This is a genomic window from Natronolimnobius sp. AArcel1 (assembly GCF_011043775.1).
GTDB lineage: Archaea > Halobacteriota > Halobacteria > Halobacteriales > Natrialbaceae > Natronolimnobius.
Genome location: NZ_JAAKXY010000001.1, coordinates 583,462 through 596,044 on the forward strand (window position 1 = coordinate 583,462; position 12,583 = coordinate 596,044).

Annotated in this window: 11 protein-coding genes; 3 read left to right on the forward strand and 8 right to left on the reverse strand. The window is 56.6% G+C overall.

Translation table 11 applies throughout. The features are described 5' to 3' along the window. Nucleotides 1-79: 79 nt before the first annotated feature. From G6M89_RS02815 to proC, 4 genes are read right to left on the reverse strand one after another with little or no spacing between them, the layout of a single operon-like run. Nucleotides 80-1,039: an NAD(P)-dependent oxidoreductase gene (locus G6M89_RS02815; RefSeq protein WP_255488033.1), complete on the reverse strand. Its 960-nt coding sequence runs from the start codon at nt 1,037-1,039 to the stop codon at nt 80-82. After that, a complete protein-coding gene (locus G6M89_RS02820; RefSeq protein WP_165160275.1) occupies nt 1,040-2,356 on the reverse strand; it encodes a glutamate-5-semialdehyde dehydrogenase in 1,317 nt (438 codons plus the stop codon). Continuing rightward, nucleotides 2,349-3,182 (reverse strand): glutamate 5-kinase, encoded by an 834-nt coding sequence (gene proB, locus G6M89_RS02825; protein ID WP_165160276.1) that lies wholly within the window; start codon nt 3,180-3,182, stop codon nt 2,349-2,351. Before proB ends, G6M89_RS02820 begins: the two co-directional genes overlap by 8 nt. Then, nucleotides 3,175-3,951, reverse strand: a complete 777-nt coding sequence (gene proC / locus G6M89_RS02830; protein ID WP_165160277.1) for a pyrroline-5-carboxylate reductase — start codon at nt 3,949-3,951, stop codon at nt 3,175-3,177. The genes proB and proC overlap by 8 nt, the downstream gene beginning before the upstream one ends. An 833-nt stretch (nt 3,952-4,784) precedes the next feature. On the opposite strand from proC, the gene G6M89_RS02835 reads away from it, so the two are divergent. Next, on the forward strand, nt 4,785-5,228 hold the full coding sequence (locus G6M89_RS02835; protein WP_165160278.1) for a universal stress protein: 444 nt from the start codon (nt 4,785-4,787) through the stop codon (nt 5,226-5,228). 149 nt (nt 5,229-5,377) lie between these two features. On the opposite strand, the gene G6M89_RS02840 is transcribed toward G6M89_RS02835, so the two are convergent. Then, nucleotides 5,378-6,301: a TRAP transporter substrate-binding protein gene (locus tag G6M89_RS02840; protein ID WP_165160279.1), complete on the reverse strand. Its 924-nt coding sequence runs from the start codon at nt 6,299-6,301 to the stop codon at nt 5,378-5,380. Nucleotides 6,302-6,662: 361 nt separating this feature from the next. On the opposite strand from G6M89_RS02840, the gene G6M89_RS02845 reads away from it, so the two are divergent. Both G6M89_RS02845 and G6M89_RS02850 read left to right on the forward strand, forming a co-directional pair. After that, nucleotides 6,663-7,193 carry a TRAP transporter small permease gene (locus G6M89_RS02845; RefSeq protein WP_165160280.1) on the forward strand — a complete coding sequence of 177 codons (531 nt, stop codon included), beginning with the start codon at nt 6,663-6,665 and terminating at the stop codon, nt 7,191-7,193. A 2-nt stretch (nt 7,194-7,195) separates the two neighbouring features. Next, nucleotides 7,196-8,491 (forward strand): TRAP transporter large permease, encoded by a 1,296-nt coding sequence (locus G6M89_RS02850; protein WP_165160281.1) that lies wholly within the window; start codon nt 7,196-7,198, stop codon nt 8,489-8,491. A gap of 297 nt (nt 8,492-8,788) precedes the next feature. Here G6M89_RS02850 and G6M89_RS02855 read toward each other — a convergent pair whose 3' ends face one another. The 3 genes from G6M89_RS02855 to G6M89_RS02865 form a co-directional block, all read right to left on the reverse strand. Next, nucleotides 8,789-10,972, reverse strand: coding sequence for an LUD domain-containing protein (locus G6M89_RS02855; protein WP_165160282.1), 2,184 nt, complete (start codon nt 10,970-10,972; stop codon nt 8,789-8,791). Continuing rightward, entirely contained in the window at nt 10,965-11,465 is a 501-nt protein-coding gene (locus tag G6M89_RS02860; RefSeq protein ID WP_165160283.1) for an LUD domain-containing protein, read from the reverse strand. The genes G6M89_RS02855 and G6M89_RS02860 overlap by 8 nt, the downstream gene beginning before the upstream one ends. A 208-nt stretch (nt 11,466-11,673) precedes the next feature. Then, nucleotides 11,674-12,453 carry an IclR family transcriptional regulator gene (locus tag G6M89_RS02865; RefSeq protein WP_165160284.1) on the reverse strand — a complete coding sequence of 260 codons (780 nt, stop codon included), beginning with the start codon at nt 12,451-12,453 and terminating at the stop codon, nt 11,674-11,676. Between the last annotated feature and the right edge of the window lie 130 nt (nt 12,454-12,583).

Here is a 12,583-nt window from a genome sequence, read left to right on the forward strand (position 1 = left end):
ATCGACCGTCATCGTCGTAAACGTGCTGGCGCATCACACAGTCTGGAGGTGTAGTCCTCGAGTCGCCGCTCTGTGCATCTCAGCTGTCGTTCTCGCCATCCTCCATCCCATTGAGCACCTGCCAGTACGTACGCAGCGCTGCGGCGTGGCCCTCCTCGTCGCTGGTTCGCCGAACGGTTGCCTTGTACGCTTCCGCCAACACACCGGCAAGCGGCAGCGCCGTCTCGGTTTCTCGAGCAACCTGTCTGGCGTAGCCGATATCTTTGTGCCAGATTGCGAGACCGCCCAGCCCCTCGATATCCTGGCTGAAGTCGCCGCTGAAGTATCGCTCCCAGATATCGAACTCGAGGAAGTCCACGAGTGGGTCTGGGTCGACATCGTTCGCGCGCATGAACTCGATAATCTCGGCGTCGATGGCGTGGTGGCCCGCATAGCGCACCTGCAATCCGAGTTTGAAAATCGTCGCATCGCCGACCGGCCCGATTCGAGTGTGGTCCGTACAGAGCGAATCGAGGAGGTCGCTCGCGGCGTCGTAGTCGGCTTCGGAGCCGCCGACGATCATGTGCATGCCCTCGCGTGGAGAGCCGCCCGTGATCGGGGCCTCGAGAAATCGGATGTCGGCGTCGGCACAGAGTGTCTGGCACTCGAGGCTTGTCTCGGGGAGCGTCGTCGTCACGTCGATGATGAGCGAGGGAAGCGACTCACTGGCAAGGATGCCATCAGTGCCCCCCATCGTCGCCTCGACTTCGGGCGTGCCTGGAACAGCCATCACGACGGCATCGACCGCTGTTGCCAGTGCCGCCGGCGAGGTGGCGCGACTGGCACCCCGCTCACTGGCTCGCTCGAGTTTCGTCTCGTCGATATCGTACACCGTGACGTCGTAGCCATCAGCGAGCAGGTTCTCGAGGAATCCGTTGCCGATGTGCCCGACGCCGATGACACCGATGTCGTCCATGTGTATAGGCCTCGAAGGAGATGAATAAACGTTGGCGCAGCGGCGGTCGATGAGTGTCGCCCCGAATCGTGAAACCCGAATCAGTTAGTTCTCGAGCCAGTCGCCGTCGAACTCCTCGTGGAGGTACGGTTTCGCATCCTCGCCAGCGTAGGTCGCGACGATGTGGCCATCTCCCTCGAGATGGTACTTGTAGGTGGTCAGCCCCTCGAGGCCGACGGGGCCGCGAGCGTGGATTTTACCGGTGCTGATGCCAACCTCGGCACCGAGACCGAAGCGGTAACCGTCGCTGAATCGGGTCGAGGCGTTGTGGAAGACGCTCGCCGAGTCGAGACTTCGCATGAATCGGACGGCGCGGTCGTCGTCCTCGGTGACGATGGATTCCGTATGCTTCGAGCCGTACTCGGCGATGTGATCGACTGCGTCCTCGAGTGAGTCGACGAGTGTAATCGAGAGGATGAGATCGCCGTACTCGCTCGCCCAGTCCTCGTCGGTTGCTGGCTCCGCCTCGATGATCTCCCGGACCGCCTCGCTGCCGCGGAGTTCGACGCCGGCATCCTCGTAGCGCTCGGCGATCTGTGGAAGGAACTCGTCAGCGACGGATTCGTGGACCAACAGCGTCTCGACGGCGTTACAGACAGCGGGATACTGCACTTTCGCGTCGAACGCGATATCGGACGCCATCTCGAGGTCTGCGTCGTCGTCGATGTAAACGTGACAGATTCCCTCAGTGTGGCCGAGCACCGGGATGCTCGTGTTGTCCTGAATATACTCGACGAACGCCGAACTGCCCCGTGGCATCAGGAGGTCGATTGCATCGTCCATCTCGAGGAGGGCGTCGACGTCCTCGCGTGCCTCGATCAGCTGTGCCCAGCCAGTCGGGAACTCGTCGGTCGCCTCTCGGATGATGTCGTACAGCACGCGGTTGGAGTGACTTGCTTCGCTTCCGCCTTTCAGAATCACGGCGTTGCCGGATTTGAGGCTAAGCGCGGCGATCTGGACGAGCGCGTCTGGGCGGGATTCGAACACCGTCCCGACGACACCGATTGGGACGGCGAGTTTGTACAACTCGAGGTCTTCGTCGAGTCGTCGCGAGACGAGCGTCTTCTCGAGCGGGTCCGTCTGCTCGGCGACGCTCCGAACCATCTCCGCGATATCCTCGAGTTTCGACTCGGAGAGTTTCAGTCGGTCGACGAGCGCCTGGCTGTACTCGCCTTCTTCGAGCAGTTCCTCGCCCGCGGCGACGTCTTTCTCGTTCGCCTCGAGAATTTCGTCCGTGCGCGCTTCGATTGCGTCGGCAATCGACCGCAGACCCGCGTTGCGCTCGTCCGCCGAGCACATTGCAAGCCTGCGTGCGGCAGTCTGTGCCTCATCGACTTTGGCTCGTGCTGTCTGTTCAGTCATTGATGACTCCGTTTATTGGGATAAATAGCGTTCCAACCGCCTTTTCAGCTGCGATTTTCTCGAGCACATCCGGTTCGGTGGACTTGGCGATGATTGCTGGAATGCCGTACTCGCTGACGTCGCGTGCGCCCTGGACTTTCGTCTGGATGCCACCGAACTCGCTGGTGGAACTGTCGTCGATAATCGCTTGCACCTCGTCGTAGTTGCGACCGACTCCCTCGATGAGCGTCGCCGTCTCGTCTTCTTTCGGATTCCCGGTGTAGACGCCGCCAACGTCGGTCAGCGTCACGAGCAAATCCACCTCGATACCGACCGCGAGCGAGGACGAAAGCATATCGTTGTCGCCAATGCGAATCTCCTGCGTAGCGACGGCATCGTTCTCGTTGATAATCGGAACGATGCCCCACTCGAGCAGCGTGTCGATCGTGTTCTGGACGTTCGTAAATCGCTCGGGGTTCTCGAGGTCGTGCTGGGTGAGAAGCAACTGGGCGATTTTCTGGTCGTAGCGCTCGAAGCTCTTGGTGTACTCACGCATGAGGTGGCTCTGACCAACCGTCGATAATGCCTGGGACGCTTCGACGGTGTCGCCATCGTAGACGATTCGCCCCTTTCCGGCACCGACGGCTCCTGAGGAGACGAGAATTACGTCTTTGCCTCGGTCACGGAGCGCAGCGATATCATCGACGAGTTTATCGAGTTTCTCGATGTCGAGTTTCGAGGCCGCGTTGGTGAGCGAGTTCGTCCCAGCTTTGACGATGACGCGATCTGCGTCTGCAGCGAGTTCCCGTGCCTCCTCGAGTTCGGATTGGGAAACGCCCTCACTCATCGCCATATGCCTCCGCGAGTTCGCTCGAGCGGCGTTCGGCTGCCAGTACCGCATCAGTGACCGCCTCATCTGCGTCGCTGTCCCACAGGACGTCCATGCCTTCGATTGTCGTCCCGTTTGGCGAGCAGACAGCGTCGATGAGATCATCGATTGCTTCGTCAGAGCGCAACACCGTCTCAGCAGCGCCTTTGAACGTCTGTGCGGCGAGCGTTCTGGCGTCGTCGTCGTCGAGCCCAGCCTCGACGCCCGCAGATTGCATCGCACCCAGCAAGTAGAAGACGAACGCCGGGCCGCTTCCGTTCACCGCAGTCGCGATGTCCATCTGGGACTCGTCGATTTCGACGAACTCGCCGACAGCATCGAGCATTGCGCGAACCTCGTCGGTGACGCTGTCGGCCGTGACTGCCGCAGCCATGTTCTGTGTCCGCGCCGCGAGATTCGGCATCACTCGCACGACCGTCGCCGGTGTCTGTTTTTCGACGGTGTCCGTCGAGACGCCAGCCGCGATCGTCACGAGTGTCTGCTCAGCGGACAACTCGAGTTCCTCGAGGAGGACAGAGACGACCGACGGTTTCACTGCGATGACGACGAGTCCGATCTCTGTGGCCACGCTGAGGTCGGTTGTCGTCGTCTCGCAGTACGGTGCGACTGCAGCGAGCGCATCTTCGTCGATATCGCACGCTGTCAGCGTATAATCATCCGTTTTGGAGAGTCCCTCGAGTAAGGACGCCCCCATGTTTCCGCAACCGATCACGCAGACTTCAGTCATCCTAGTTCACAGGAGGTGCGCAAGAGAACATACAATTTGGCTTTTTGCTTAATCGACGGAGCCGTTGTATCGGTTGCAGAATCGACACGCGAAACTGACCCGCTCATTGCGGCCATACTGGTATCGTTCTGGACACGTTCATAAATTCGTCTCAGTTTATATTACCAGGGACGAGAAGACATATCTAAAGATGTCGTAGTTATGATGTGTTGTTGGCCATACCACATTTTGGTAGCAATAGGATAATAACGCTCGGATAAGGTATGTTTTGGAGAGATGGAATAGAGAATGTGTGGATATACTATGCGTTCCTAAAATTAGGGCCCAAATATCGTATGAGAGGGAACTCGACTCGAGTTACTACGCGAATTGGGGGTCCAGAAACGGTTCCTGCGGGGTTAAACAGCAATTTGTATTTAGAAGTATCTGATTTCAGCCTATTGTTCACTTCCCTGATAATAAATTCCGATATAGTTTAAAGCCGGTTTCATTCAGGAGGAGACAGCTGGTGACAAGTAACGAAACAGTGTATGAATTGTATCGAGAGCGATACGCTGTCCAGAACAGAGTACAGGAGTAACAGCCAATGTAAATCGTATCGTGCGATATAGAATCTGCTCAAGGACGCTGTTAGGATACCAAACTGGTTCGACTCCTGTTGATCCGTTGTAGATGATTCGTTGCTCAGTCAGAGAACGAAATACAGTATGGCTCGGTAGACAGTACGCTGCAACAGGTGTACCTCGTGTCCGCCAAGTTCACAAACAGCATCGCAATCGTCGTGTACTGACGGTGGGGATACGTTTTTAATCACGACCCTCGTCATGTTTGCTATGGCCTCGGTACTCGTACTCCTACTGAACGACACGCCTGATCAAAAACTACTCGAGACAGCGAATCAACACATATCTGGCACCGACATGTCTGCTGTCGTCTGCCGACTCATCGATGAGAGCCAGTATCAGAGCGAACTTCCGCAAAATGCCCGCTCAGGAAACGAACTCTCGAGCATTGACGAACTCGAAGCCGATGCGACCGAGACGGCTGAAGCCGTCGTGGCATCGACGTTCGACGACGACAGTGCAGTCACAGCCCATGGAATCGTTGGTCACATCCCAGATGCAATTCTCGAGTTCGCGGCCGAACACGAGTGTGAACACATCTTTGTGACCGGCCGTAAGCGATCACCGGTTGGGAAGGCGCTCTTCGGAGACGTTGCACAGCACGTTCTTCTCGAGTTTGATGGACCAGTAACAGTAACGACCGTCGACGAGTAAGCGTAACGCAGGGGACAACGAACGCCTGTAATTCACGGTAGAAGCAAAGCACTTGCGACGCAAAGTGCCTGTTATTCTCACGGGAGCGGACAGGGCTTAAGAGAGACAAGACTCGTGACGGACGCTGGGTCGTTGTCGGGTACCGGAATTCAGAGGTTCTGCCAGTCGTCCCAGGAGCCTTCCCATGTAGAGTCGAACAGGTCTTCGACAGCCGGCTCAGCCAGATCAGCAAACGCATCCTGATCGACATCGTCGACAACTTCCATACCGTCGTCTTCGAGTTCTGCAATCAAGTCATCCTCTTCATCTTCCGCCCGATCGCTGGCATCCAACGACGCCTCTTCGGCAATCTCGAGGATTGCATCCTGGTGTGCCTCGTCGAGACCCTCGAAGAAATCGTCGTTAACATACAGACCACCCGCTTGGACCTGGTGCCCAGTCAGGCTGAGATAGTCCTGGACTTCCTGCAGATTGTGTGAACTGATCTGCGCGATGTCACCCTCGGAGGCATCTGCAACACCCTGCTCGAGCGCACTGTAGAGTTCATCGAGTGCAACAGACGTTGCGGATGCACCGATCTCTTCCCAGATCGTCACCCATGGATCGAGTTCAGGAAGGCGCAGGTCGACTCCGTCGAGATCATCAGGTTCGGTGACTGCCTGATTTGCCGTGAAGTGGCGGAGACCGCGGAAGATGAACGAGCCGACGTGGCGCTGATTTCCTTCGTCAATCAACGTCTCTTGGGCGGGTTCGAACTCTTCGCTGTCTTCGATATCGCGAAGGTGATCCAGATCCTCGAGGACGAATGGGTTGTCAAAGAAGTAGTACTCAGACGCGAACATCTCGTATGGGACGCCGCCACCGGAGTGCATTTCGATGACGCCTTCTTGAACCTGTTCGGCGATTTCATCCTCTGCCCCGTAGGATCCGCCGGGGATCACTTCGATCGAAACAGCGCCATCCGTCTCGTCTTCAACCTGTTCAGCGAAGTCTTCGGCAGCGTCGACGAGTACGTGTCCCTCTTCGAACGAACTCGCTAACGTTGCGTCTTCGCCGCCGTTGTCGTCGTCCATACACCCAGCAAGTCCAGCAACGCCGAGTGCACCGAGACCAATTGCTGAACGACTCAATACATCCCGCCGGGTACTGCTCGTGTAGTTACCGCTCATAACGTCACTCGGTGGTTTTGCCTGATTCCTCATGACTGTTTCGATTAGCAGAGCGTTGTTTCGTGCCGTTAGCTCGCAGTCACTAGTCAAGAGCGCAAAAAAAGATCACAAAATAGGCTTGGAAATGTATCACCTGCAACTTCACTATCCAACTGACTCGAGCGAGATCTGTCATACAAAAGTGAAGTGAAACCGTCTCGATCACAGGTTTTCCGCGCCTGCGATGAACATAATGCTTATTTGTCCACGACGTAATCCGCTTGATATGGAGGTCGACCAGTCACTAGACATCTCACAGGAGTCCCTCTTCGATCGGGTCGTCCTGTTCCTTGCGGCCGGCATGTTCACGCTGATGATCGTGCTGGCAACGATGCAAGTACTGATTCGAACCCTGAACCTACCGATTACCGCCCAGTGGACTGAACCAGCAGCGCGATTTACACTGATCGTTGCAACGTTCTTCGGCGCAGCTGTGGCGTCACGGAACCGCGAGCACATTCGAATGACGTTCGTCCTTAACAAACTCGAGGAGAAGCGCCCGGACGTGAGGCAGGTGTTTGACCTGATTAGTTCGGTCGTCGTTGTTGTTTTCGTTGTGTTCGCACTCTCAGGGACAGTCCCCGCAATAGTCAACAACTGGAACTCGAATCTTGGCGGTGTTGGCTTCGTCACCAGTGGGCTGTTGTACCTTGGAATTTCGGTGGGCCTTGCGTGTATGCTCATCTACGAGTCACAGGTACTGTACAACGAACACCTTCAGAAACGGTTCACCCGTTCAAGTGAGGAGAGTGAGTGACGATGGAACTGGCACTAATTGCGCTGTTGTTCCTCGGGACGTTGCTCGTGTTGTATGCCTTCGGCGTTCCAGTAGCGGTCGCAATGGGGGCAACGGTCCTCACCGTCATGGTTTCGCCGTTTGGTCCGGATCTAAACCCCTCACTGCTGAGCAATCAGCTCCTGTTTGGGTTGAACTCCTTTACGATGCTGGCGATTCCGTTCTATCTCGTTCTCGGTCGGTTGATGAACCGGAGCGGGATGACAGAGGATATTTTCGACTTCGCCAATGCTGTTGTTGGTCATATCAGAGGTGGCATCGGTTACGTCAACGTGACAGCATCGATGATCTTCTCCGGGATGTCTGGACTTGCGCTCGCTGACGCTGCAGGCCTTGGCCGCATCGAGTACTCGGCCATGCGCGAGTACGACTACGATAAGGACGTTGCACTCGGGATTACCGGGAGTTCGGCCATCATTGGCCCGATTATTCCGCCGAGCGTTCCTATCATCATCTACGGCGTTCTCGCCGAAGAATCGATCAGTGATCTATTCCTCGCGGGAATTGTCCCCGGATTGCTGATTGGCGCTGTATTGCTTGGAATGGTCGGAATCGTCGCCGTGCGCCGTGGGTACGGTGGTACCGGGACATTCGAGATTATGAACGTCCTGCGAACCTTCTCCGGTGCGTTTGCCGCGCTGGTAATTCCGGTGCTGATCGTTGGCGGAATCCTCTCCGGACTGTTCACCGCAACTGAGGCCGGCGCAATCACCGTTGTCTACGTGCTGATTGTTGGCACTGTCTGGGGCGACCTTACGACCACCGCAGTCCTCGAGGAGATCCGTGATGCGACAGTCGAGACCTTTGCGTTGACGTTCATTATCGCCGTTGCCGCGGCATACGGACTTGTCGCACTCGAACTCCGTCTGCCGATGCTGATGGCGGATGCAATCACGGGCGTAACGGAGAACCCCACGATGGTTCTGCTCTTGCTCGTCCTTCTGTTCCTGCTCGTTGGAACGTTCATGGAAACCATCGCTGCGATTTCGATTCTCGTTCCCGTCCTGATGCCCGTTATCGACATGGTCGGCATCGACCCGATCCACTTTGGGATCGTTATGATCCTGACGCTCATGATCGGCCTGCTGACGCCGCCGCTGGGGGTGATCCTGTTCGTCCTCGAGAAGGTGACTGATGCGACGTTCGAGGAAGTCATGTACGCGGTTATTCCGTGGTACATCCCGCTGTTCCTCGTGCTCATCCTGGTCATCTTCGTCCCTGAACTGGCGACGTACATCCCGTACGAATACGGCCAGTAAGGCTTGAATCTGCGTCACATCGCTTTTTTCGCGTCACCCAATCGAGTGGAGAGTACCTGATACGGGCAGTTGTAAGTCATAGACTGTGCAACGGCGACGTATTGTGTATGCCAATAGATCGGTACGACTGCCTGTCTGAACCGTCTCAGATGAGTCGTTATCTGTTTCACTGCGTGAGAGATCGCACCAATACACTCGAGTGCTCCCCACACTGTGTCTCGAATTTTCTCAGTGGAAGACGCCAATCCACTGTCATCCGAAAAGTCGCAAAACGAAGAGCGCAGACAGACCGCTGCCCTATGTGTATGTGGGGTCGATCAGTTCGATTGGGTGGGGCGGCCGGTCGCCTGAAAGATCAGCGAGTTGGTCCTGACAGGACGTTCCACTCGCAACTGCGGGAACGCCAGCGTCTTCGTGCTGGTCTTTGAGTCGGGATCCAACTTCCATGCTGAGTTCGTAGTACTCGTTCTTGTAGCCAAAGGAGCCTGCCATGCCACAGCACTCGGTTTCGCTTGTCGTAATGTCGTACTCACAATCCTCGAGAATCGCCGTCGTATACGGCTCGAGGCCGAGCGTTCGTTGCTGACAGTGGCTGTGATAGAACACCTGTTCGTCGCCGCCAGTGGCGAGTGCGTCGAGGTCAGCACCGTTTTCCCGAAGCCCGTAGACGTACTCCATAATCTCGTAGCTGTTCTCGGCCAGCGCATCGTAGTCGTCGGTGTCAACGAGTTTTTCGTACTCGCGTTTGAACATCGCGAGGTCGCTTGGTTCGATCACGACGACGTCGTAGTTCGCTTCGATGTACGGCCTAAGACGGTCACAGACCGCCTCAGCGTGCTCACCTGCCGTCTCGACCATCCCCTGTGAGAGCGGGGCGCGTCCGCTCGATCGAACCGGCGGCATCTCGACGGCGACCCCAAGTGCCTCGAGCGTCCGAACGGCAGCTTTCCCGCGGCCGGGGTCGACGTAGTTGGTGTAGAGGTCGGGATAGCAGACAGCGCGCCGGATTGGGTCATCAGGGTCGGTTGTCTCTCGAGCCTCGAACCATTCACGGAAGGTTTCGCGTTCGAACGACGGCAGTTCGCGCCGAGAGTCGATTCCGAGAACACGCTCCATGAGGAGCCGATTCGGTTTCAGATTAGCAAGCCAGTTCGAGACAGGAGCCGTTGCGGAACCGAGTTTCGCCATCGTCTCGAAGTTCCCGAAGAAGCGCTTGCCGAGGTCCATCCCAGCAGGCTCTTCATCGGGAGTCAGTCCATCGACCAGGTGATCGAACGTCGCTGGATCTTTCCCGCGGTTGATCCGGTCGCGGACGACAGTGTTGATCCACGGAATATCGATTTTGACCGGGCACTGGTTGACACAGCGCGAGCAGCCGGTACAGAGGTCGTTGAACTCCGCAGCGCTCTCTTGGCCGTGCACGCCGGCTTCCCAGCCGGTTGCGATACCGCCGGTGTAGGTCTCGCCACCGAAGGCGTGGCCACCGACGGACTGGAAGTTTGCACACGAGTTCAAGCAGGCCGAACAGCGCACGCAGTACAACGTTTCGCGCAACTGGTCGTCCTCGCGCATATCCATCCGACCGTTATCGATCAGCACAAGGTGGAACTCGCGTTTGTCAGCCTCGACCGGCGGCGTATCGACGGGCGGCGAGAACAGGCTCGTATAGGAGGTAATCGCCTGGCCGGTACCAGAGCGGGCGACCAGCTGAACGAACGTCGCGATATCCTCGAGCGAAGGAACAATTTTTTCGACTCCGGCGACCGCAATGTGTGTGTCCGTCGCCTCGACGACCTTTCGGGCGTTCCCCTCGTTCGTAATGAGGGCCATCGTTCCCGTATCGGCCGCGAGGAAGTTTGCGCCGGTCATGCCGACATTCGCCTCGTCTATTCGCTCGGCAAGATGGTCTCGTGCGAACGCGGTCAGTTCCTCAGCCGTTTCTAACGGCTCGTCGTGATCGAAGTGCTCGTTAAACAACTCGGCGATATCCTCGCGAGACTTGTGAAGCCCGGGACCGACGATATGAGAGGGCTCTTCGTCGGCAATTTGGATCACCAGTTCGCCAAGGTCGGTTTCAACGGGGTCGATACCGGCGTCCTCGAGCGCGTCGTTGACCGCAATCTCCTCGCTGGTCATTGACTTGCTCTTGACGACCGTCTCGGCGTCGGCGTCCCGACACACCGTCTCGATGTACTGGTTTGCGTCTGCAGCGTCGTCGGCGACGTAGACGGTCCCGCCGTTTTGCTCGACGCGTTCGGTGAGTTGCTCGATCAGTTCCGGCAGGCGTTCGATGGCGTCTTCTTTTATCGAGCGCGCTCGCTCGCGCAGTTGGTCGTGTCGCTCCTCGCCGAGTTCGTCAAAGGAGTCGTAGCGCCGGTCATTGAACAGCCGCGTATTATCCGCGACGGCCTCGCCCTCTGTTTCCATCAAGTGACGGATGTGTGCTGCTGTATCGCCTCTCGAGTTGGGTTCACTACTCATCGTCGATCACCACAATGTGGAGTTCTGCAGGACCGTGAACACCGGTTACCAGCGCACCCATGTCACCAGTCGAACTTGGGCCAGTGACAATGACGGCGTCATTCGCGCCAGTTTGGTACCGCTTGGCGAGCCTGGCGAACGCGGATTCGACATCAGCGACGATATTTGTGCGCTCGACGACGGCAATTTGTCGCTCCGGAAAGAGACTGATCGGGCCAGTACCGTCATCCGAAGACGGGATCACAACGCTCCCAAGTGATTCGATACCAAGTGGTGACGCAGTGATTCCGGTTCGAGCGGCCCGCAACGTTTGTTCATCCGGTGCCGTCTCGAGGTCGTCTGGCAATGACACGTCCTCGATTTCGAGCGGAACACCGACCGCCGGCTGTTCAGTCAGTTCCTTGAGGGTCTCCGTTGCAGCCGTTCTCGAAACCCTCTGTACGGAGGCACCGGCCGCAGTTGCGGCGCTCGAGAAGTCATCAATCGCGCTCATAGATTTTGCCCTCCAGCGTAGGCAAAACCCTCAGCTAGTGGGGATAATCCCGAATCTCTGCGAGCCATGCGTATGCCACTAACGCAGGTGCACATGCGAATAAAGGTTTCGCGCTTCGGCTGTCACGCTGTTTCGACCGGCATGGAACAGAGGGTTTTGATCCGGCTGTTGCGACTCCAAAACATAGTATAGTCACTAACAGGAGGCCTCAGTAGTGATTGTACCGAAGTTCGGCGACGTTTGCACGGTTCCTGACTGCATTGATGATCTCTGATTTGATCTCGGTTTCATCAGCAGTATCGACGAGTCGTTGGCGCGGGCCTGAAACGGACAGTGCGCCAACGACAGTGTCCGAGTCCGTATCAAAGATGGGAACCGCAATGGCAACCAATCCGTTTCGATGCTCTTCATTTTCAACAGCGAAGCCGCGTTCACGAATCTGTTCAAGCTCGTTGAACAGCTGTTCGCGCTCGGTGATCGTCTGATCCGTTGCCTGTGGCAAGCCGTGTTGGTCGATGATTTCCTCAACCCGATCTGATGAGAAGTTCGCGAGTAACGACTTTCCGATTGCAGTCCAGTGCATGTACGTGAACTCACCCGTCGACGTATTATCGTAAATCGCCTCTCCTAACTCTGCCTTGTACAGGATAACTCGCTTTCCGTCCTGTTCAACACCGAGATTTGCCGCCTCCTCGACATCAGTCGCAAGCTGATCAACCTCTTCTCGAGCAGCCCGATAAACGTTGTTTCGGCGACGAACAATGCTCCCTGTCTCGAGAAAGCGAAGTCCAAGATCATACGTTCCGTCTATTTGAATTGCGTATCCGTTGTTTCGCAGTGTCTGGAGGTGGACGTAGACAGTGCTTTTTGGCATATCGACACGTTCTGCGAGAGCTGAAACTCCGATTGGACCGTGCTCACGAAGGCAGGTCACGATTCGCAATGAGTGTTCGACCGATTGAATGGACGAACTGTTTCGGTTTGTCATACGCCGATACAGCCACTATGCTCGTATATACACTGCGGTCAGTTTCATAGATGCGTTCGTGAGGAATAAACGGACGTCTACTACTGGGTTTGCCTTGCCGCCTGTGTTTACAACAATACTGCTGTAATTC